The sequence below is a fragment of the Vibrio sp. QJM3NY_26 genome (assembly GCF_057786005.1).
On the sequence record NZ_CM173516.1, the window covers coordinates 1,734,263 to 1,755,579 of the forward strand.

Below are 21,317 nucleotides of genomic sequence, written 5' to 3' on the forward strand. Positions count from 1 at the left end.
CTATGCAACTAGAAAGAATCGAGATTTCTGGCTTTCGAGGTATCAAGCGCATGTCACTCGCGTTTGACGAGCTAACCACGCTGATTGGTGAAAATACTTGGGGTAAGTCTTCATTACTGGATGCCCTTTCCGTCGTTCTTCCCTCTGACGGTGTGCCATATCACTTCGAAATGACTGATTTTCATGTCGATTACTCGGTTTCACATCCACAATCTCAACATCTTCAAATTGTTCTCGCTTTAAAAGCCAATGACAAGAGCGAACTCAACGCTGGTCGTTATCGCAAGCTTAAACCTATATGGGTTCAAGATGAATTTGGCGTCTATCGTATCTATTATCGAATCAGTGCCACATTAGAACAATATGAAACGACCACAAACTACGCATTCTTAGGTTTGGACGGTAATCCGCTCAAACTCCATCACTCAGAAAAACTCGCTCAAGAATTAATGACCTTACATCCTGTGATCCGTTTACGAGACGCTAGGCACTTTGATCGCCCTTTCAACGGAAATTCACTCAACCACAATGCTCACCTGCCGACTAATGTTCACGCTAATAACGGTCACGCTAACAATGCAAACGGAAATGGGAACAATAATCCAAATAACGTGCATGGGAACGGACATAATCACACAACCAATGGTCACGGCACGAATGGAAACGCCAGCAACGGCAATGGCAATGGCAATGGCAATGGCCGTCAGGCAAGAATAGAAAAGCGGATCGACAACACCTGCCGCCGTCTTATGGCGATACCCGGACATGTTAATAAAGGTGAAATGCGCAGTAGTCTTGAGTCAATGCAAAGCTTAATAGAACACTACTTCTCGTTTAAGAGTGTCTCACGTAAGAATCCGAGAAAACCGCGTGACGGGCTACTGTACTCAGCTGGAGCGAACGACAAGAGCATTCATCAATTGGTCGAGGAGACCAAGAATAAGCAAACTCGGCTGTTATTCATGGGGTTACTTAACGCTTATCTACAGGCCAAAGGGCCGACAGACTTAAGACGATGTGCGCGCCCTCTTTTGATCCTTGAAGATCCAGAGGGTCGACTGCACCCAACGCACCTAGCAAGGGCTTGGAGCTTAATGCAGAAGTTACCCATGCAAAAAATCCTTACCACCAACAGTGGCGATCTACTTGCTGCTGTACCACTTCAATCGATTCGTCGTTTGGTGCGTCAGTCCGATAAAACCATCGCTAACCAACTCAACATGAACCACTTTAGCAAAGATGAGCTTCGTCGAATTGGTTTTCATATTCGTTTCCATCGTTCAGGTGCTCTGTATGCTCGCTGTTGGTTATTGGTAGAAGGTGAGACTGAAGTTTGGTTGTTTAACGAGCTAGCCAACCAATGTGGGTATAACCTTGCTGCGGAAGGCGTTCAGATTATTGAGTTCGCTCAATCAGGACTAAAGGCATTAATCAAAGTCGCGCAAGAGTTTGGCATCGATTGGCATGTCGTCACCGATGGTGATGCAGCAGGCAAAAAATATGCGGCAACAGTGCTATCTAAACTTGGGAACGATCAAGAGCGACATCGCCTCACAGAACTGCCTGATAGGGACATCGAGCACTACTTGTATATGAATGGGTTTGAGAACTTTTTCAGAGACATGGTTAAGATTCCTCACGATCACCCTATCCCAGCGAAAAAAGTCGTAGCTAAAGTTCTTAAGAAACACGCAAAACCAGATCTGGCTTTAGCGATCGTGTCTCATTGTGAGAATCAAGGACAAGACTGTATTCCCTTGTTATTGAGGTGGACGCTAAAACGTGTCATCACCATGGCAAACGGCAACACCTAAGTGCTTTAATTAATTGATAGATGCTATTGGTTCTTCTGCAGATGAATTTTTTGACTGATTGGCTTAACCAAGAACCAAAAAAGGCACACCAAGTGGTGTGCCTGTATAAATCGATATACAAATTAATTGGGGGTTATCTTGCAAGAGTTTACAGTCACTAAACTACGGCTTAACGTATTAATTAGGCCTTAGCTTGCTTAGTGTGTTGTTCAACCACTTCCGAAGATTGAGTCGATTTCTCGTGAAGCCATAGCCCCGTTGCTTTCATCAAGTATCCAAATACACCACCAAGCAGTAAAGATGGTACTACAAGTTGCCAATCGCCACCTGCAGCAAACGTCGCACAACAACCAATGAAGGTTCCTGGGATATAACCTAGCCACGCTTGTTTCGCTTGGATACACATAAAGAAAGCCACAATAGCGGTAATCATATAGCCTAATATCTCTAACCCTGCGAAGGTTGAGCTTTCGATAATCACCATTGCCCAGAATACGCCTGTCATGTTGGTCAATAAGCTACCGGCTAGTCCTTTAACGCCGCCTGTTGGCGAAGCAAAATAACTGGTGCAACCTAAGAAACCTGCCCATGACAATAAGCCGAAAGAGATAGCAATCCATCCCCATAGACCTGACAAAATACCTGTTGTTAATGAAATCGCGACTAATGTACTCATACTATTTCTAAAGCCTAATTACGTAACTCATCGCAACCGGATTTAGCCTCACTTAAAATCAAGTAAGCATATTATGGGAAGAACGCCTTCTTTTAGCCGATCGTGATCACATTAATAATGTATGCGAACATGCATTTATCACCAGATGGAGACCGGAATCGCTTATTCAACATAAATAGTTATTAGTCTTTTATCAATTTATCGCTACAGAACCGACGGTTTGCCTTTCATCATGCGTTTACCTTCTCGCTTAATACACTCAGCAAGTGGGTTCTCAGACATATCTGCACGCCAAATAAAGGACAAGGTTCTTTCCATTTCAAGCTCAGGGACATTTAACGTGACCAGTTGGCCAGACTCAACAAACTGTTCGACATCGAGATAAGGTAAACACGTTAAATATGGGCCGTTTGCAACCAAACTTCTTAAAACAGGAACGTGTTCATACTCTCGCCAAACATCAAGATCACCAATTAAATGATGAATAGAGCTATCAAAAACTTTGCGAGTACCCGAACCATGTTCACGTAATACCCATTTTGCTTGTTCTAATTGCGCCAAGCTTACTCGTTCACGCTTCGCAAACGGGTGATGAGCCGATGCAACCACCGTTAAATGGTCAGTACACCACACTTCTTGGTGAACTCGGTTGTCATCACAACGGCCTTCGATAACACCCATGTCATATTGATAATCTAATACGCCATCAATAACCGCATCGGTACTTTGTACGCCGAGCGAGATTCGCATCTCAGGAAAGTCGTTATCAATAATACTGATGAGGTCAGGAACAAGGTGTTCCGCTGGTGTTTGGCTTGCACCGAGTTTGAGCTCTCCACTTAGTAAGTGCTGCTCATAAAAACCCATCTCAATTTGCTGCGCATCTTGCAGTAAACGCTTCGCTTTAGGCCTTAGCCACATACCCCAATGAGTAAGGGCCATTTGCTTGCCCTGCCTTTCAAACAAAGGCCTGCCGAGCATTTTTTCCAACTGTGCAAGAGACATACTTGTCGCCGATTGAGTCAACGCCAATCTGTCTGCTGCTTGACTTACACTCCCGGAATCTGCCACTGCATCAAATACCGCGAGTTGCTTTAATGAATAACGCAAAATTCATCCTTAATTCTTTTAATAACTTGTGTCCTGTTGCTCGTTTTTTCTTAAGCCGATGAGCAATCAATTTCATTCTACGCGTAACCCAATCTATATCAATAAATTTGATGTGGTTTCTAAAAATTATCAATTTTACCTCTACCCCTCTACCCCCTAATCTGGAATGGCAGGACACAACGAGCCCTGCAAAAAATCACTGATTAACCATTACGGATTAACCAAGTCGTTAACACTAGGAATTACACATGACGGATTGTTCAAGGGGGGGATATGGCAACCAGCACTTCTGAAAATCAGCAACTGTTCTCGCCAACAGAAATGATGGCGGAAGCCGAGAAGTTTGCATTAAGCAAAGCAAATAAAACCAGCAGCATGACATTGAGTTTGGCAATCATGGCTGGCGCATTCATCGGGCTTGCTTTTTTATTCTACATCACGGTGACCACGGGTAGCGCTGATGCTGGATGGGGATTGAGTCGTTTAGCCGGCGGTCTTGCATTCAGTATGGGGTTAATCCTGATTGTGATTTGCGGTGGCGAGCTGTTTACCAGTTCAGTGTTATCAAGCATTTCATGGGCTAACAAGCAGATAACCTTCACCAAGATGTTGTCTATCTGGGGCAAGGTCTACGTCGGTAACTTTATCGGTGCCATGTTCCTATTGGCTTTGGTAAGCGCAGCAGGCTTATATCAACTGGATGGCGGTCAATGGGGCTTAAACGCTCTGAACATTGCTCAACACAAGCTACACCACAGCCCTGTTCAAGCTTTTGCTTTGGGTGTGCTTTGTAACTTATTGGTGTGTTTAGCGATTTGGTTAACGTTCAGCTCTGCGAACGCCATGACCAAAGCAATGATGACCGTATTACCCGTTGCAATGTTCGTTAGCTCAGGCTTTGAGCACTGTGTGGCGAATATGTTCATGGTTCCACTAGGCATCACGATTCAAACATTCGCACCAGAGAGTTTTTGGATGCAAATCGGAGCAACGCCTGCTCAGTACGCAGACTTAAACATCATGAAATTTGTCACCGCAAACTTAATACCAGTGACAATCGGCAACATTGTAGGTGGTTCAGTATTGGTCGGCTTAGCTAACTGGAGCATTTACCGTCGCCCGCAGCTGAAAGCAGCAAAAATTACAGCAATTACACAAACAACAGAAATTACGTCAGTTAAGGAAATCACTATGAACACAGCAACGACTATCAAGCAAATCATGAACACTCAACCAATTACACTGAGCGTAGAAATGCCTACATCAGTAGCAATTGATTCCCTTCTAGACGCTCAACTTGTTAGCGCTCCTGTTTGCGATGTTGAAGGTCGTCTAGTGGGTATCTTCTCTGTTCACGACGTAATGGTTGACCTTTGGTGCCAAGATTACATCCCGACAAAAGGTCAGAAAGTCGTAGACCTAATGAGCCGTGACGTAGTCGCTATCTCTGCTAGTGATAAGTTGGTCGATGTTGCTGAATTCCTATGTATCGACAAAGAGCAACTTTACCCTACTACAAGCATGGGCTACGCCACTCGCCTGACTTCTCTTTCTCTAGAAGAGCGTGCAAAAGCGATGAAAGTAAGCCAACCACATATGCTGCCAGTGTTAGAAAATGGCGTAATGGTCGGTGTGTTAACTCGCATTGAAGTGATGCAAGCACTACGTCCAATTTACGGTGACCGACTAAACGTGGTTCCAAAGGCTGAACTAGAAACGGCTTAACGAATCGTAAGTTGAACTATTAGGGATTAGTAGTTCAATTAGATAACTCAGTCATGGCAACGTTGACTGGCAGAAGTAAATGGTGGCTTAAGACGCAGTAAAAGGTTTGACACAAAACAGACCTAAACGCGTGGCCATTTACCTCAATAAAAAAGGCGCAAAGTGAAAACTTTGCGCCTTTCTCTATATTTTAGCTATTTTACTACTTTCCCGATGACTAACTAACTAGCCAGCTGCTGACCTCTTTAGTATCGACCAAACTTTTGATGTTTCTAAAAAATGTTGATACCTGTCAGCGAATATTGAAAGCTAGATTATTTCTTTACACCTTCAACGTGCAGATCCATGTCTACATAGCTTGAAGCGCCCATTACTGGAATGTTGAAGTCAGCAAGCTCTAGACGAGTTGTACCAACGAAACCAGCACGCTCACCGCCCCATGGGTCTTGACCAGCACCAATGAATTCAGCTTCGATAACGATAGGCTTAGTTACGCCATGAAGTTTAAGGTCGCCCATAACTTCAAGTTTGCCGTCGCCTTTATCAACCACTTTCGTGCTGTTGAATGTAGCATCAGAAAACTTGCTTGCATCGATGAAATCACCGCTACGGATGTGCTTATCACGTTCTGCGTGGTTTGAGTCAAGACTTGTAGTATCAACCGTTACGTTTATTTTAGACGCTTCAACGTTGCTTTCATCAAATGAGAAATCACCTGAGAATGTGTTAAAACGACCTTGGATAAAGCTGTAACCTAGGTGGCTAACTTTAAAGTTAACTGAAGCATGCGCACCTTTTGTATCAATCACGTAATCAGCGGCGTTCGCAGCGAAAGGCATTGCCATAGCAAGTGCTAATCCTGTAGCGATAATTGACTTTTTCATTTTGAAGCTCCTATCATTTTTCGTAGCGTATCGTCTTTGTCGATAACGTGGTGTTTTATCGCCGCTAAGGCGTGCACTGATGCCATAATGATCAGTACCCATGCAGCATAGTAGTGAACCGTACCTGCGAGATCAGATTGGTTTGCAAACAGTTCACCCATACTTGGTACAGTGAACCAATTGAAAACCTCGATCCCGCGGCCATCTGATGTCGAAATCAAATAACCTGAAACAAATAAAACTGCTAAGTTGATGTACATAAAGCCGTGAGCGATCTTCGCTGCTGCAACTTCATAGCTTTTACCTTCCACCTTAGGTGACGCGGTAACTAGTTTCCAAAGCAAGCGGAGAACAGTAACTGTAGCCAAAAGAATGCCTACCGAACGGTGGTAGTCTGGTGCTGTTTTGTACCACTCGCTGTAGTATGAAAGATCAACCATCCATAGGCCTACACCAAATAAGCCAAATATTGCGAGTGCTGAAATCCAATGCATTGCTCTTGCTAAGGGATTGTAATTTTTAACGTTGTTGTCCATGCATCTGTTCCGAATGTTAACGAGTCGTGTAATTTTGAAAAGCGTACCCTACACTAAGTTTGTGTAACATATTATTTACCAAGCTTTACATTAGTTACATCATTTCAAATTAAACAAGTTATTCAAAATTTTTGAACAAGTTGCTTTATTGACAAATTTCTTTGTCGAACAATCGCTTGCTGTGTCTATATTTCAACGATTTGTTCAATTTCATAGAGCTCATCTGAGATATCCAACATTTTTCGTTCCATGACTTTCTGAGCATCTTCTATCCCCTTGTTGTAATACACCGCACCAAACTTTTTGCTAATGAAGTCGACCAAGAATTCTGTGTCGAACTGACCGAGTTCTACATCAAGTTCATCTTGAAGGTACTTTTGAAGCGTATGCGTGAGTTCAGACTTTTGTTTCGAATCTAATTGAATGGTCATGAATGTTTCCAAATAAAGAGTAAGTAGATCAATTGTGATTAGCTGACTAAGATTAAGCTAGCCACCAGTAACTTTGCTAACTAAGCATAATCCTTCTAACTAATTAGAATTCCTAATAATTTAGAATACAGACAATTGAAGTGCCAGTGCTATCCATAAAATCGCTCGGCAATAGCTAATTTTGATAGAGGGATCAAGAACTCGCACTTTGGCGATAGGTAACGGAACCTCAATTACCGTACTATTGCCCATCAATAAGATAGTAACTGTGTATAAGGGACTTCATTGTTATTAGATCTAGTGATTAAAAGCGTCAATCAATTTCAAGATGATTGCCTAAAGCTATGTGAACGCCACTACCCTACGGTACACAATCAAGGAATCAGTGAGCATCACATCGGCAAAGCCTTTGCCCGACGAATGGAACACACCTTTGTTAGCTTTAACCATGCAAGCAACATCAGCCCACTCGAAATACTCTCTTCTGGTGAAAACCCTCGACACTTCCGAATCTCTTCTGAAATCGGTACCGTTTGGATGATCAGCCATCATATGGTGAGTGCAGGAAAAACCTGTCGTAAAAAGTTGATGCTAGACATTCATAACTGGCAGCAAGAGTATGGATTTGCCATTCAGCCAAATGACGTTTTGATCATTGTCTCCGACCATTGGATAAGCCGAAGTAAAAACAGTAGTGAGTTGTTACATTGGTGGATGGGAGAACTCCCAGACGAGATAACGGAATACAGCCAGCAAGGCATCACCCTAAGAGAGAGTGATTCTCAATTCGCTTCCGATTTAAATAACAATTTCAGAATCAGCCCTTGCTTTATTAAATTCAGCCACCCACTCAAACGGTCAGGAAATCAACAATTGGTTCGTAAATACCTGCAACTTTATGCGGTACTTCAATGGCAGTGATAATACGGGTCAACTTTTTCATTCAATATTGAAAGTAAATTGTTAGACCTTCATCCCAATATTTTATAAAAGACAACTCATTCCTTGTTCATTAATTATTCGAACCTTCTGTTTTAATTATTAATAGTTGTTGTACTTGCCGTCTCGATTTTGAGAGATAGATACCATTTCTATGTAACTCGCTTAGTCTCTCTGTTTTGTAACTTTGACATTCCCCCACAATCTAAGCCTTTAACCCTACTTTTCTCTGGTGTATCAGCATTCTAGCCTTATATTGGCTGGGGTTAATATGAGAGACGTTACTTAGCCATTAAATTCACTGCAACTATCAAATATAGTGAATGATAAGTAAATTTAATGGCTAATGTCATTTATCATGCTGATTTTTCGTTAATTATATTTATTTAAATATTGACCCTACAAATGAATTTTTATTAATTGACAATTTACTTACACCTGTCAATATTGTGACAGCCATGACGTATATTTTCGTCATTAAATAAACACCTTTATTAGCGACTATGATTTTATCAGACAGAAGTGAATTTATTAGCTGTATATCTGTGGATGCCGATATGCAGTTTATTGCGAAATATCAAGACTTAACACTTAGAAGTGTCTATCAACCTATATTTGACAGTTCAATGACTCAGATAGGCGTTGAGGCTTTGGTTCGTATTTCGAATAGCAAAGGGGATGTTGTTCGTCCTGATCACTTCTTCCATTCCGACGATACCTTGTGCACTGACAAGATCAATGTAGAAAGGCTGAGTCGCGCTATCCATATCCGTAACTTCGCGCAATCGAATATTCGTCATTTACACCTCTTCCTAAACGTTCTTCCAAACGTTGGTGAGCTGTTTGCCGCAGAAAAAGTCAGTGACAGCCTGTTGGCTAAACGCCTGCATGAACTTAACCTTTCATGCGAACAAATCGTCATGGAGCTGGTAGAACTGAATGCAGAAAGTGAAGAACGCTTGAAAGATGCTGCTCACTCTCTCGCAGAGAACGGCTTTCAAATTGCTGTTGATGATTTTGGAACACAAGCGTCAACAGAACAGCGCGTTCGTCATATTAATCCTCATATCATCAAGATAGATCGCTCTGTCATGTTGGATTTTGAACAAGGCGACACAAGCGAGATGGAATTGGTTCTTAGCCTTGCTAATCAAATTGGTGCTAAGACCGTAATCGAAGGTATCGAAACCGAACAACAGCTCGCAGCAATGCAAAGCTTAGGCTTCGATATGTATCAAGGCTATCACTTAGCGATGCCAAAGCCGATTGAGTTAGATCTCCGCCTCGCAATCTAAACTGCCCCCTATTCTCTATTCTCTATTCTACAGGAAGCCGCTTTACCATTGGTTAGCGGCTTTTTAATACCTATCTCTTTCTTAACGCAACGTTCGCTGACGCTATAGTCCCTTAGTCGCCAAATCACACCCATAAAAAAGCCCAGTCAAAATTGACTAGGCTGGCTTAAAAGAATCTGTTTTATATCATTCCCTAATAACCCGCAGTGGACGGTTTGATTCTATATAGAATAGCGAACATCACTGGTACTACTATTAGCGTTAGTACTGTAGCAAAGCCTAAGCCTGCCATGATGGTAATCGCCATCGAGCCGAAAAATGCATCGAATACCAAAGGAATCATACCCAAGATAGTCGTCAATGCTGCCATAGATACAGGTCGTACACGACTGATCGCGCTGTCGACAACCGCTAGGTATGGGTCTTTACCTGTTGAGAGTTCGGTGTTGATCTGGTCAAGCAGGACGATTCCGTTTTTCAAAATCATGCCGCTTAGGCTCAGTAGGCCAAGGAACGCCGTGAAGCTGAATGGCATATTGGTACCTAACAGACCAATCGAAACACCAATGATAGAAAGTGGTACCGTAAACCAAATCACAAGTGGCTTACGAAGCGAATTAAACAAAAGCATGGTGATGATAAACATCAATAAGTAACCCATTGGTAGTGAACCAAATAGAGATTCTTGTGCATCTTTCGAACTTTCGTACTCGCCACCCCAGCTAATGTTGTAACCTGCTGGTAGCTCTAATGCTTCTACCTTTGGTTTAACACGAGCAAACAAGCTAGCCGGCGTTTCATCACCCAATACATCATGATCAGCCAGTACGGTTAGCGTACGTTTTCTATCACGACGTTGAATCAGTGGTTCAGACCATTGAAGCTCTACACCATCAATCACTTGTTCAACTGGAATGTAGGTTTGTAACGATGGGCTCCAAATCTTCACATTGTTCAGTGATTCAAAATCAAAACGCTCTGCTTCAGGTAAACGCGCAACAATAGGCAACATATGAGTACCATCACGCAGTAGACCGATGTTGTAACCGCCAAACGCCATCTGTAACGTCTCGGACAGATCCGTCTTTGAAATACCAAGACGACGAGCCTTTGATTCGTTAAACAGTGGCACTAGCTCTTTGGTACGTTCACGCCAGTCGTGACGAACATTTCGAGAGCCAGGGTCCGCTAACAAGATGTCTTCCACTTCAACCGCAATACTGCGCAAGATTTGTGGGTCGGCACCACTAATACGAGCCTCGATTTTTGAAGCTGGTGACGGGCCAAACTCAATCAATTTGAATTGGAACGTAGGTTGTTCAAATTTGTTGGCTAAGTCCTTGTCTAACTCTTCTAGGACTTCGAACATGGTGTCACGGTCAGTGGTTCTTACTTGTAACTGACTGTACGCTTCGTAGCTTTTCTCTGGTTGGTATGTCAGCGCGAAACGTTGCATGCCCTGCCCAACCGTTGTGGTTACAAACTCTACGTCGTCTTGTTGACGAATGTAGCTTTCGACTTTTTCTGTCTGCTTGATCGTTTCACGAACATCAGTACCTTCCGGCATCCACATGTCTACATAGAACATTGGCGTGTTTGATGGCGGGAAGAACTGCTGTTTCACCATACCAAAGCCGACAACGGAAACCGCTAATAGCGCAACCATGCTGACAACAGTAAGCCATCTAAATCGAAGCGCTACTTTCAGGCACGCACCAAATACAACGAACAAGATGCCTTTGTAAGGGTCTACGTTTTCATCAACCTTGTCTTCTTCTTTAAGCAACATCTCAGCCAGGAAAGGCGTTAATGTTAGCGCCGTTACCCAGCTCAAGAATAGCGAGAAACACAGTACCCAGAACAACGAGCCCATGAACTCGCCCGTTGCATCTTTCGACAAGCCGATAGGTGCAAAGGCTGTGATAGCAATAATGGTTGCACCTAATAGTGGCCATTGTGTTTGTGTCACGATGTCTTTCGCTGCTTCAAGCTTGGTTTTGCCTTTCTTCAAGCCAACTAAAATACCTTCAACGACAACAATCGCGTTATCCACCAGCATACCCAGTGCGATGATCAAAGCACCCAGCGAGATACGGTGCAGTTCAACATCGTTGTAGTCCATAAGAATGAACGTACCGAATACAGTCAGCAACAGAACCAAACCAATGATCAAACCACTGCGCAAGCCCATCGCGAACAGAAGTACGATGATAACAATTGCGACCGCTTCCACTAGGCTGATCAAGAAATCAGCAACAGACTTGTCCACTTCTTGTGCTTGGTTGTAGAAGTAATTCAACTCAACACCGGCTGGCTTAATGCTTTCTAAACGATCCAGTTCGGCATCTAACGCGCTACCAATTTCGACGACGTTTACGCCTGAAGAAAATGCGATCCCGAGGTTGATGGCTGGCATACCATTGTAAGTGAGTACATTGCCTGGCTTTTCTTGGATTCCGCGAGTGACCTCAGCGACATCTTTTAAGCGAATTAGGTTACCCGTATCGCGACCATGAATGATTAAGTTTTCTAGCTCTTCAACCGTACTTAAAGTGCCATTCGGTTTGATCGTTAGGCTTTGACCATTGAGCATTACCTCGCCTGCCGATACCACACTGTTTTGCTGTGCGAGCAATGATGTCACTGTCGACATGTCTAGGTTTAATGCAGCTAAACGCTCAAGTGACATCTCAACGAACAATTGCTCTTGTTGGTCGCCTGCGATACTTACTTTGCCTACGCCTTCAACCAGTTCGATTTCACGTGTTAGGTAATCTGCGTACTGTTTTAGCTCGACATAATCGTAGCCATCACCAGTCAGCATGATCATCACACCAAATACGTCACCAAAATCATCAATGATCTGAACTGAGTTAACACCATTTGGTAGTGTTGGCTGTAGATCATTGATTTTACGACGCATTTCATCCCATATTTGTGGTAGCTCGTCTGGACCGTAGTCCATCTTCATACTCACCATAATTTGGGACATGCCATTCGATGAGGTCGAAGTGATCTTGTCAATATAAGGGAGCTGTCTTATCTCTTTCTCAAGGGGATAAGTCAGTTCTTCCTCAACTTCCATTGACGTAGCGCCAGGGTAAGTTGAAATAATCATTGCATCTTTAATGGTAAAAGCTGGGTCTTCTAAACGGGATAGATTACCAAAAGACGTCACACCGCCAATGGCCAAAATGACTAGAAATAGCCAGCTGATTACTTTGTTCTTTATTGAATATTCTGCGATGTTCATTCTGCTTTTCCTGACAATTTGATTCCGTCACGGAGTTTTCTTAGATTCGAGTTTACGAGTCGATCACCTTGCTCAACACCATGAGCGATTAATGCGCCTTGGCCACTGATCTTGTCGACTTCTACTTCGCTTTTGAATGCTTGTCCGTCTTCCATTTTCCACACATAAAACTGATTCGCTTCAGAACCCGCTTCTAAAGTTGTCATTGGTAATTGGTAGCCTTGAACATCGCTCAAGCCAGCTTTCGCCATATCCACGTTCACCGTAACGCTGGTGCCCGGCAGGATTTCGCTTTTAGGTTGTTGCATCTGCATCCAAAATTCGTAAGTACGCGATTGCGGGTGCAATTCACTGGTGTGCTCCAAATACGTCAGTGGATATTGGCCAGTGTGACCGCCAAAGGTCGCCTCAGGACGATAGCTATTTGAACGCATGTCTGGACTGATCGATGCCAAGATCGAATCTGATACTTGAATTCGTACATATACCTTGTCGTTCTGGTACACGCTTAATAGTGTTTCACCCGGTGTCGTGTTTTCGAAACGTTGCTTGTCCACGGTAGAAACGGTCCCGGAAAATGGCGCTAAAAGCTCTGTGTAACTTAGCTTGCGCTCTGCAGCCGCCAAATTCGCCGATGCCAGCTTATAGTTAGCCGTTAGTTGGTCTAGCTCTGACTGCGACAACATCTTGCTACCAAACATCTCCGTACCACGGGCTAACTGCTTGCTCGCCAGTTTGAATTGAGAGTTAGCGTCAGTAAGATCTTGGAGATACGTTGCGTTGTCTAAGGTCGCAAGTAACTGCCCTTTTTCGACGTTGTCACCGGCTTCTACCAAGACTTGTTGGATTTCGCCTGCGAGCTTAAATGCCAAGGGGGTCAATTCAGCGGGCATTACCTGACCGTTAAAACTTCTGAATTGATCAGTCAGCGGCGCGCCAACTTCAAAGGTAGAAACTAGCAGAGGGCGTTGTTCACGGTGTACGGCTTCACTGTTACAGGCTTGAAGCAACATAGCCGACGCGACAACAATTGATAATTTGGAAAGGTTCATTAAATACCTCCCTCACGTAACCAAGCTTTTACTTGCTGTCCATCGGATAACACATCCACACCCGCTTCAACGATAAGGTCGCCAGACGACAATCCATCAATAACCTTGCCTTGCTCATCAAGAAGGACTTGTACTTTAGAAATCAATTGAGAGTCAGGGTTATAGCGCCATAGCTCACCATGGTCAGCTTCTTTGGTTAACCAAGCTGAATCAACAATGCCAATACCGTAGTCAGATTTATGCTTCTGAACTTCAACTTGCGCTGTCATTCCAGAAAGTAAATTGATGCCTTCCGGCTTTTCGATGGATACAACCGCTTGGTAGCTGTTGGTGTCTTCATCTGGTTGTGTAGAGATTTCTTTAAAGCGAGTCGGGATACGAATACCACGGTGGCTATCCATCACAACCCACATGTTTGAGCTCGTTAGGTCTTGAATAGAACGGTCTTCAAGCTTTGATACTGGAATTGAAAACGTCACGTCCATCTCACTGTGATTCAAAATATTCAGTACAGGCTGCTTTTCTGCGATCAATTGATATTGTTTTCCAAACACCATCGATACCACGCCATCGAATGGAGCAACTAAGGTGGTGTAGCCAAGGTTTGTTTTTGCTTGGTCCAACTCAACGTCAGCGGCAGTAAAGGTGTTCACGGCTTGGTCGTAGTAATCGGTACTGACTAACTTTTTCGCGTACAACTCAGAAGCTTGTTTGTATTGGCTATTCGCAAGATCAAATTTGGCTTGTGCTGCATCAACCGCAATACGGTAATCCGTCGCATCTAATACGGCGAGCACCTGACCTTTCTTCACTTCTTGTCCCATACGAACATCGAAGGTTTCAATGTCGCCTCCTACTTGGAAGGAAAGCGCAGCACGGTCGGTTGCATCCACTTTTGCGATAAAGCTATCAAGCTCGATATCCGTCTGCAAAGGAATCTCAAACAGCTTTACAGGCTTAACAACTTGAACCGTTTCTTCTGACTGAACCTTATTACATCCGGTCAAAGAGCCTGCGAGCAATAGTGCTGCAATCACAGCTCCCATGCGCTTACTCGATATGGCATTGATAGACAAATTGGACTGCATGATGTCTCTCCATTTAATTATTATGATTTATTACACAGGTGGGCAGTATATTCAAAAATCCATAATCCACAAGCTTTACTTTCCACCTGTGCAGTATTTTTTATTTGAGTAAAAACAGTGTAGAATGTGGTAATCAGGTAAATGTGTGAAATGAAGATGACTGAAAAGAAACAAGGCAGAAGAAGCGCAAAAGACGCTGAAGAGACGAGATTTTTGATCATGGGTGTTGCCGCGGATATGTTCTGTGAGCATGGTTATGATAGCGTTTCGCTTCGTAACATCAGTGAAAAAGCAGGCGTATCGCATAGCCTTATTCGCCACCACTTTGGCAGCAAAGAAAAAATTTGGCATGCGATAAGTGATTGTTTACACGCTTATTTTCAGTCTTATATTGCTAAGATAGTGGAAGAGTTACCAAAAGGCGTCGCACCAAACATTACTATCTATTTATTTAGTATGCGCCTCTTTAGCAACATGATTCACTCACGAAAACCGATGCAACTTATCACTGACTCTGTTCGTCAAAAAGACAACTTGGTCGATTACTTTATCGACAATGTTGGCGATGTCGAAAAAGAAATCAACATGTTAGCTGAACAATATAACGATGCGAATCCAAAGAACTTGATCAACATTTATGAGATTAAATGGCAAATGATCATGTATGCGCACGGAGCGGTATGCCTAACTCCCTTCATGGAAAGCACTTGGAATGAAGGCGATATGGTCACCTCGCCCGAAGATGCCCTACTTAAGCATTGGCAACTATTCAACTCACAAATGGTAAGTAAGTTTAGAATCGAAGACCAATGGGTGCTAAACCCAATTAGCCTAGATGATCTAATTTATGAAGTGCCCTGTGTATGGAAGTGCAATCAAGAACATCATTAATCCAGTGTTTTATTTTCCTTGGTCATAAATTGATTTACTTGAAACAAAAATGCGCCGTTACAGAACCAACTGTAACGGCGCATTTTTATATCTATAGATCTTTAAACTGGAGCTTTGTCCAGCTTGTTAGCGACGTGCTTTACCGCGATTTTGGTGAATCTTAAGCTTCGCTTTCATCTTACGTTTTTCTGATGAACGACTTTTACTGCGACCACCGCGATCAGGGGCTACATCTTTTTCTAGGCTTGGTTCAAAGCCCTCTAACCACTCTTGAGGCAAGCGAGTATCAAGTAAGCGTTCAATGTCACCCAATAGGTACGCTTCATCCTGACTCATCAAAGAAATCGCTAAGCCAGTATTACCTGCGCGGCCAGTACGTCCGATTCGGTGAACGTAATCTTCAGCTTTAAATGGCATGTCATAGTTCACAACTTGTTCTAGCTGCTGGATATCAATACCACGAGCTGCCACGTCGGTTGCAATCAACGCTCTCACCTTGCCTGATTTGAAATCGTCCAGTGCTTTTTGGCGCGCACCTTGGCTCTTATCACCATTGATTGATGCCGCTTTGATGCCGTCTAACTTAAGCTCTTTAACTAGAGCATCAGTGCCCTGCTTAGTTTTCGTGAACACCAACACTTGTTGCCAGTTTTTTGAGCCAATCAAATAGGCCAACAGTTCACTTTTACGCGATTTATCAACCGGATAAACCATCTGGGTAACGGTGTCAGCGGTGCTGTTTTTTGGCGTAACTTGAATTTCGCTTGGTGACTGCATCATTCGATGTGCAAGCGCTTTAATTTTATTGTCGAACGTCGCAGAGAAGAACAGCGTCTGACGTACGTCGTTCATGCGAGAAAGAATGCGTTTGATGTCAGGCATGAAGCCCATATCTAGCATACGGTCTGCTTCGTCTAATACCAACACTTCCGTTTGGCTCAACATGATGTTCTTGGTGAACATATGGTCAATAAGACGACCAGGCGTCGCTACAAGAATGTCGGCGCCTCCACGTAAGTTATCGGTTTGAACCTTCATGCTAACGCCGCCGTAAGCCACTACAACTTTAATATCGGTGCCTTTCGCATAACTCGTTACGTTATCAAACACCTGTTGTGCCAATTCACGCGTTGGCACTAACACAAGTGCGCGAACGAGCTTAGGGTTCGGAATAACATTGTCTTTAGTCTCGATTAATCTTTGAATAATCGGCAAACCAAATGCCGCGGTTTTACCGGTACCCGTTTGCGCACCAGCCAGTACATCTTTGCCTTCCAGTACCAATGGAATAGCTTGTTCTTGAACACTAGTCGGAGCCGTAAAGTTTAGCTCTGATAGCGTTGTAAGAAGTTGCTCAGACAATCCTAGTTGGTTAAAAGATTGGGTAGATTCAGACATAGTATGATGCTCAAAGATTAAATAGGCGCGGATTGTAGCAAACCTGCATTACGCTGTTTACCTTTCCTTGTGATTTTTCTTCATTTGAAGTGCATTAAACTGCTTCGCTTCTTCTAAAACGTTGGGATACAGTTCATTAAAGTGACACTGCAACGTATCATAATGACGTTCGAGGTCGCCGTAACAATTTTTGAGCATCCCTAGCTTGGGCCTTCTCAAAGCCATACGTTGCAATACCACCTCTATGGAAGACATGTCTTGATAGCTTTCCAGCCAACGTTGTTCAGCCATCTTCTGATGAATCGTAATGAAGTTCTCAGGCCAGTGAGGCTCTTGATGTTCAAAGATCTGTTGATGACTATCGAAACAAAAATGCTCTAGCGTCTGCTGCGAGAACTGAGTCCAATGATTGGCTAAGCAGTGATCCCAAAATACATCGAGTGCGATAGGTGCAAAGCGTCGTGTTTGGTCTAAAAAAAGCGATTTTGCCGATCGGGATACATCGTGGCGGTCTGTGTAACTATCCACGAATCGATGAAGTCTTATTCCGTCTGAAAGCGAGGTTGAATAGTGTTTATTAGGGTCGCCTTTAACGAAGTCACCTAACAGATTACCAGCTAAGTTACTTTTACAGTGTTGAGCGATATGGAGGTGTGCGAGAAAGTTCATTGAACCTCATTAAAGTATCGAGAACTAAGTAACATGGTAAACGTACTCGTTTATCTTCGCGAACTTTAATGAGGATAGTTTTGTTATGACGTGTGAGCGAATGAGATTTGCTCAGTTTAAGAATTGTCTAATTTGAGAACGTTGAACTACAGAAACCTTTAGTTCAGGTAAAACCTAGTTCGAAGACTTAAAAAGTTCTTCTGCTAATTGTTTAACCGCCTGCTCGTAGTCAGATAAATCAATGCCAATTTCCATGGCATCTAACAACTCAAGACTTTCGTCATTAAAAGATTGGTCACTCATAGTGCCCCCTCTATTCCTTGATGCGGACATGATGTCCGATTAACTAGTGCACCATCTTGGACTTATATTATGTCACTTTGATGAACGCACTCTACTCTACCCATTCCATATTTATAGCTTGAAGCTACTCGCGATCATTAGCGCTTGTTTACGCCAAAGGGGTATACGCGAACGACATATGTACTGTCACCTTACACCAAGTACAACAAATTACTCTACAAATTTTGAAGCAGATCATGGTCAAACGTTTGCTTCGGGCATTTGAGTGCTTCCAACCCACCAATCGTAAAATAAAGTTTACAGTGGATATTTTTAATTACATTAGACATTGCATTTGGAATTAAACTCAATCAGAATACTTAAAAATCGAGATATTCTTTGGGTTTATGCGCTTAAGCTAGAAGAATTACAATGAAAACACACCCTAACGTAAAGAATTATATACAATGAATAAATCAAAGGTTTTTGGTAGTACTTTGATCATTGCAGGCACCACTATTGGTGCTGGCATGCTCGCTCTTCCACTTGCTTCTGCAGGTATTGGCTTTTCAACCTCACTTTTTTTAATGCTTGGCTTATGGGCCCTAATGGCCTTTACTGCATTGTTAATGGTAGAACTACATCAATTCGCTGATTCTGACGCAACCCTACATACGCTAGCTGACAAAATTTTAGGGACAAAAGGTAAGTGGATCGCTAGCTTTGCAGTTATGTTCCTTTTCTACGCTCTGTGTGCAGCTTATATTGCAGGCGGTGGTGCGCAGTTTAATCAACGTATCTCGGATATTTCAGGCATTGAGCTTAATGGCCAAATCACAACCCTTCTATTCACACTGTTAGTTGCTGGCGTTGTGACGATTGGTACGCACAGTGTTGATAAAGTTAACCGCGTTTTATTCGGACTTAAACTGATTGCGATGGTACTGGTACTCAGCTTCCTAGCACCAAACATCACCTCTCAATACCTGATGAGCATGCCTTTACAGCAAGGGCTGATTGTTGCAGCAATCCCAGTCGTGTTTACCTCTTTTGGCTTCCACGGCAGCATCCCTTCAATTGTTCGATACTTAGATGGTGACGTTCGATCTCTACGTAAGGTCATGATTATTGGCTCTGCACTGCCTTTGGTCATCTATATTTTCTGGCAGAGTGTGACTCTAGGTGTGATCAGCCAAGAGCAGCTTTTGTCGGATACAAGCTTAGGCGCACTGTTAGTCTCATTGTCACAAACCGTTCATCAATCAAACCTTAGCGTGATCGTTGGCGTATTCGCAGACCTTGCACTGCTGACTTCTTTTATTGGTGTGAGCTTGGGGTTATTTGAATTCATGGGGGATTCACTGAGCAAGAAACTAGGCAGTGCAAAACGCGTTAAAACGGCCGCTATCACTTTCTTACCGCCATTAGGTTTTGCCTTGTTCTACCCACAGGGTTTCATTACAGCTCTGGGCTACGCAGCCATAGCACTTTCAGTGCTCGCAATTTTGCTGCCGACAGTGATGGTATACAAGATTCGTTACACGGATTTCTCTGTAGAACCTCAAGGTACAGAAGCGACTTACCAAGTGCTCGGTGGAAGTAAAGCGTTGTTTTTAGTTGGCAGCGTAGGCGTTTTTATCATTGCGATTCAAATCCTTATTTCAGTAGGGCTATTGCCTTCTCTGGGCTAATAAACCCATAGAGAACAAAAATACTTGATAGATGTCTCATAAACGATATGTTGGTATCATTAATTTTCACAATTAGTCGATTGGCATCACATTTTTATTGAGGTCGGTTATTTAGAGTCCACGGTAAAGGATTTACCGTGGAGTTTTTATGAAAGAAGTACAATTTCGAACGATAGACAAACTGTTTATCAAGATGTCGATCAACGACAAGTTTTGGGTCATTTTCTTAATCTTTTTTGCCGCTCTGGCAAGCCTAGCTGGACTCAACTACGTCAACAAAATGGAACACATTGACGTAACTGCAAAACAGCAGGTCGAGTATCAACTGCAAGGCATTTTATCAGCATCAGATTCCCCTGCTTCTGTTCGCTCTGTTAGCCAGCAAACTCGCGCTCAACAAACCACTATTTCAAACAATGGTTCGGTGACTGCCACAGCACTCGCACAAGATGGCAACTACTACTCACTTACCGTTTCAGCTAACGATATACAGAATCAAAAGCAGCAAGCACTGTACACTTTATTACTGAGCTTTTTGTGGTGTGTGCCTTTTGGTCTTTTCTGTTACTGGGTGGCGACTTTTCTAGGCGGCGCACTTTGGGTGCTTTACTCAACCACTCAAAAGATTGGTGATGGCGACTTAACATCACGCCTTGGTTTCCACCCTGGACGTGATGAGTTCGGTACGATTGGTTGTGCACTTGACCGTTCAATGGACACGCTTAGTGAGCTAGTCAACAACGTAAACCACAGTGCAGCGACACTAAGCGAAACATCGGCTTCTTTCGAAACAGAGATGAAGCGCAGTGAAACACAAATCATGAGCCAGAATGCGTCTCTAGACTCTGTTGCTACTGCCATGGATCAAATGACCGCTTCAGCCAATGAAGTCTCTAACATTTCAGCACGTTCAACTGAACAAACTGAACAAGACGCGCAGCAAATCAACGACAGCCATACGAAAGTTCAACAAGCCATCTCAGAGATCACCACGCTCTCTTCTTTGATTGAGCAAACCTCATCTTCAGTTACCAGCTTGAATGTGAACACTAGTCAAATTAATGAAGTGATCACGACGATCAACGCAATCTCAGAGCAAACTAACTTGCTTGCACTGAACGCGGCGATTGAAGCCGCTCGTGCGGGCGAACAAGGCCGTGGTTTCGCAGTTGTTGCGGATGAAGTAAGAACACTGGCAAGTCGCACTCAGTCGGCTACGGTTGAAATCCAAGCGATGATTGAACGCTTACAGCAAGAGAGCCAAAATATCGCTAAGATCACCGAGCAAACGGTCGACCAAGCGCAAACAAGCAGCCAACTGATTTCAAACATTGGGGACGATGTAAACTCGATTGCTGACTCAGCTCAAGCGCTAATGGATATGAGTATTCAGATTGCAACCTCAGCGGACGAGCAAAGCAACGTAGCGAACACCATCGCAGCTGAGCTTAACGATATTCGCAGTCAATCCGATGTGATTAAAGAAGTGGCTCAAAACTCTTCAAATGGCGTGTCTACACTGACAGACGCATCAGTTTCTTTGTCTAAAACTTTGGCAAGATACCGCACTTAGGTTTGAGTGA

At 43.3% G+C, this 21,317-nt stretch carries 18 protein-coding genes; 7 read left to right on the forward strand and 11 right to left on the reverse strand.

The features are described from left to right. Nucleotides 1-2: 2 nt before the first annotated feature. A complete protein-coding gene (locus AC3CH4_RS23035; RefSeq protein WP_488543903.1) occupies nucleotides 3-1,814 on the forward strand; it encodes a DUF2813 domain-containing protein in 1,812 nt (603 codons plus the stop codon). Between the two features lie 181 nt (nucleotides 1,815-1,995). Here the strand turns inward: AC3CH4_RS23035 and AC3CH4_RS23040 are convergent, their stop codons facing one another. Further along, nucleotides 1,996-2,490: a DUF1097 domain-containing protein gene (locus AC3CH4_RS23040; RefSeq protein ID WP_017079195.1), complete on the reverse strand. Its 495-nt coding sequence runs from the start codon at nucleotides 2,488-2,490 to the stop codon at nucleotides 1,996-1,998. A 204-nt stretch (nucleotides 2,491-2,694) separates the two neighbouring features. Next, complete coding sequence (locus AC3CH4_RS23045; protein ID WP_488543904.1) at nucleotides 2,695-3,600, reverse strand: LysR substrate-binding domain-containing protein; 906 nt, start codon at nucleotides 3,598-3,600, stop codon at nucleotides 2,695-2,697. Nucleotides 3,601-3,873: 273 nt separating this feature from the next. Between AC3CH4_RS23045 and focA the strand changes: the two genes are divergently transcribed. After that, the gene (gene focA, locus AC3CH4_RS23050) at nucleotides 3,874-5,325 is read left to right on the forward strand and encodes a formate transporter FocA (protein ID WP_054546901.1); all 1,452 of its coding nucleotides are present in this window, start codon (nucleotides 3,874-3,876) and stop codon (nucleotides 5,323-5,325) included. A 314-nt stretch (nucleotides 5,326-5,639) separates the two neighbouring features. Here the strand turns inward: focA and AC3CH4_RS23055 are convergent, their stop codons facing one another. The 3 genes from AC3CH4_RS23055 to AC3CH4_RS23065 all read right to left on the reverse strand — a co-directional run bounded on the left by AC3CH4_RS23055 (nucleotide 5,640) and on the right by AC3CH4_RS23065 (nucleotide 7,176). Then, nucleotides 5,640-6,209, reverse strand: coding sequence for a YceI family protein (locus AC3CH4_RS23055; protein ID WP_004730890.1), 570 nt, complete (start codon nucleotides 6,207-6,209; stop codon nucleotides 5,640-5,642). Then, nucleotides 6,206-6,745 (reverse strand): cytochrome b, encoded by a 540-nt coding sequence (locus AC3CH4_RS23060; RefSeq protein WP_146455689.1) that lies wholly within the window; start codon nucleotides 6,743-6,745, stop codon nucleotides 6,206-6,208. Before AC3CH4_RS23060 ends, AC3CH4_RS23055 begins: the two co-directional genes overlap by 4 nt. Before the next feature lie 185 nt (nucleotides 6,746-6,930). Then, nucleotides 6,931-7,176, reverse strand: a complete 246-nt coding sequence (locus AC3CH4_RS23065; protein WP_017059821.1) for a DUF2164 domain-containing protein — start codon at nucleotides 7,174-7,176, stop codon at nucleotides 6,931-6,933. Nucleotides 7,177-7,461: 285 nt separating this feature from the next. On the opposite strand from AC3CH4_RS23065, the gene AC3CH4_RS23070 reads away from it, so the two are divergent. Then, nucleotides 7,462-8,097, forward strand: a complete 636-nt coding sequence (locus tag AC3CH4_RS23070; protein WP_114635373.1) for a hypothetical protein — start codon at nucleotides 7,462-7,464, stop codon at nucleotides 8,095-8,097. Between the two features lie 575 nt (nucleotides 8,098-8,672). After that, nucleotides 8,673-9,410 carry an EAL domain-containing protein gene (locus AC3CH4_RS23075; protein ID WP_081279982.1) on the forward strand — a complete coding sequence of 246 codons (738 nt, stop codon included), beginning with the start codon at nucleotides 8,673-8,675 and terminating at the stop codon, nucleotides 9,408-9,410. Between the two features lie 193 nt (nucleotides 9,411-9,603). Here AC3CH4_RS23075 and AC3CH4_RS23080 read toward each other — a convergent pair whose 3' ends face one another. The 3 genes from AC3CH4_RS23080 to AC3CH4_RS23090 are packed head-to-tail and all read right to left on the reverse strand — an operon-like array spanning nucleotide 9,604 to nucleotide 14,803. Beyond that, nucleotides 9,604-12,663 (reverse strand): efflux RND transporter permease subunit, encoded by a 3,060-nt coding sequence (locus AC3CH4_RS23080; RefSeq protein ID WP_488543905.1) that lies wholly within the window; start codon nucleotides 12,661-12,663, stop codon nucleotides 9,604-9,606. After that, nucleotides 12,660-13,715: an efflux RND transporter periplasmic adaptor subunit gene (locus AC3CH4_RS23085; protein ID WP_171308670.1), complete on the reverse strand. Its 1,056-nt coding sequence runs from the start codon at nucleotides 13,713-13,715 to the stop codon at nucleotides 12,660-12,662. The genes AC3CH4_RS23080 and AC3CH4_RS23085 overlap by 4 nt, the downstream gene beginning before the upstream one ends. Then, nucleotides 13,715-14,803, reverse strand: coding sequence for an efflux RND transporter periplasmic adaptor subunit (locus AC3CH4_RS23090; protein WP_076645376.1), 1,089 nt, complete (start codon nucleotides 14,801-14,803; stop codon nucleotides 13,715-13,717). Before AC3CH4_RS23090 ends, AC3CH4_RS23085 begins: the two co-directional genes overlap by 1 nt. A 150-nt stretch (nucleotides 14,804-14,953) precedes the next feature. Between AC3CH4_RS23090 and AC3CH4_RS23095 the strand changes: the two genes are divergently transcribed. After that, nucleotides 14,954-15,694, forward strand: a complete 741-nt coding sequence (locus AC3CH4_RS23095; protein WP_428783173.1) for a TetR/AcrR family transcriptional regulator — start codon at nucleotides 14,954-14,956, stop codon at nucleotides 15,692-15,694. Nucleotides 15,695-15,820: 126 nt separating this feature from the next. On the opposite strand, the gene AC3CH4_RS23100 is transcribed toward AC3CH4_RS23095, so the two are convergent. The 3 genes from AC3CH4_RS23100 to AC3CH4_RS23110 all read right to left on the reverse strand — a co-directional run bounded on the left by AC3CH4_RS23100 (nucleotide 15,821) and on the right by AC3CH4_RS23110 (nucleotide 18,064). After that, nucleotides 15,821-17,092 carry a DEAD/DEAH box helicase gene (locus AC3CH4_RS23100; RefSeq protein WP_237298104.1) on the reverse strand — a complete coding sequence of 424 codons (1,272 nt, stop codon included), beginning with the start codon at nucleotides 17,090-17,092 and terminating at the stop codon, nucleotides 15,821-15,823. Between the two features lie 57 nt (nucleotides 17,093-17,149). After that, a complete protein-coding gene (locus AC3CH4_RS23105) occupies nucleotides 17,150-17,761 on the reverse strand; it encodes an acyl carrier protein phosphodiesterase (protein WP_488543906.1) in 612 nt (203 codons plus the stop codon). A 174-nt stretch (nucleotides 17,762-17,935) separates the two neighbouring features. Continuing rightward, nucleotides 17,936-18,064: a hypothetical protein gene (locus tag AC3CH4_RS23110; RefSeq protein WP_004730901.1), complete on the reverse strand. Its 129-nt coding sequence runs from the start codon at nucleotides 18,062-18,064 to the stop codon at nucleotides 17,936-17,938. 446 nt (nucleotides 18,065-18,510) lie between these two features. Here AC3CH4_RS23110 and AC3CH4_RS23115 point away from each other — a divergent pair, with 446 nt between their 5' ends. Then, on the forward strand, nucleotides 18,511-19,734 hold the full coding sequence (locus AC3CH4_RS23115) for an aromatic amino acid transport family protein (RefSeq protein WP_488543907.1): 1,224 nt from the start codon (nucleotides 18,511-18,513) through the stop codon (nucleotides 19,732-19,734). A gap of 148 nt (nucleotides 19,735-19,882) precedes the next feature. Next, nucleotides 19,883-21,307: a methyl-accepting chemotaxis protein gene (locus AC3CH4_RS23120; protein WP_102503469.1), complete on the forward strand. Its 1,425-nt coding sequence runs from the start codon at nucleotides 19,883-19,885 to the stop codon at nucleotides 21,305-21,307. The last annotated feature ends 10 nt before the right edge of the window (nucleotides 21,308-21,317 follow it).

Bases quoted from the DNA above. Each gene is read 5' to 3' on its own strand.
- AC3CH4_RS23035 (WP_488543903.1), top strand. From the start codon at position 3: ATGCAACTAGAAAGAATCGAGATTTCTGGCTTTCGAGGTATCAAGCGC.
- AC3CH4_RS23040 (WP_017079195.1), bottom strand. From the start codon at position 2,490: ATGAGTACATTAGTCGCGATTTCATTAACAACAGGTATTTTGTCAGGT.
- focA (WP_054546901.1), top strand. From the start codon at position 3,874: ATGGCAACCAGCACTTCTGAAAATCAGCAACTGTTCTCGCCAACAGAA.
- AC3CH4_RS23055 (WP_004730890.1), bottom strand. From the start codon at position 6,209: ATGAAAAAGTCAATTATCGCTACAGGATTAGCACTTGCTATGGCAATG.
- AC3CH4_RS23060 (WP_146455689.1), bottom strand. From the start codon at position 6,745: ATGGACAACAACGTTAAAAATTACAATCCCTTAGCAAGAGCAATGCAT.
- AC3CH4_RS23065 (WP_017059821.1), bottom strand. From the start codon at position 7,176: ATGACCATTCAATTAGATTCGAAACAAAAGTCTGAACTCACGCATACG.
- AC3CH4_RS23075 (WP_081279982.1), top strand. From the start codon at position 8,673: ATGCAGTTTATTGCGAAATATCAAGACTTAACACTTAGAAGTGTCTAT.
- AC3CH4_RS23080 (WP_488543905.1), bottom strand. From the start codon at position 12,663: ATGAACATCGCAGAATATTCAATAAAGAACAAAGTAATCAGCTGGCTA.
- AC3CH4_RS23085 (WP_171308670.1), bottom strand. From the start codon at position 13,715: ATGAACCTTTCCAAATTATCAATTGTTGTCGCGTCGGCTATGTTGCTT.
- AC3CH4_RS23090 (WP_076645376.1), bottom strand. From the start codon at position 14,803: ATGCAGTCCAATTTGTCTATCAATGCCATATCGAGTAAGCGCATGGGA.
- AC3CH4_RS23095 (WP_428783173.1), top strand. From the start codon at position 14,954: ATGAAGATGACTGAAAAGAAACAAGGCAGAAGAAGCGCAAAAGACGCT.
- AC3CH4_RS23100 (WP_237298104.1), bottom strand. From the start codon at position 17,092: ATGTCTGAATCTACCCAATCTTTTAACCAACTAGGATTGTCTGAGCAA.
- AC3CH4_RS23105 (WP_488543906.1), bottom strand. From the start codon at position 17,761: ATGAACTTTCTCGCACACCTCCATATCGCTCAACACTGTAAAAGTAAC.
- AC3CH4_RS23110 (WP_004730901.1), bottom strand. From the start codon at position 18,064: ATGAGTGACCAATCTTTTAATGACGAAAGTCTTGAGTTGTTAGATGCC.
- AC3CH4_RS23115 (WP_488543907.1), top strand. From the start codon at position 18,511: ATGAATAAATCAAAGGTTTTTGGTAGTACTTTGATCATTGCAGGCACC.
- AC3CH4_RS23120 (WP_102503469.1), top strand. From the start codon at position 19,883: ATGAAAGAAGTACAATTTCGAACGATAGACAAACTGTTTATCAAGATG.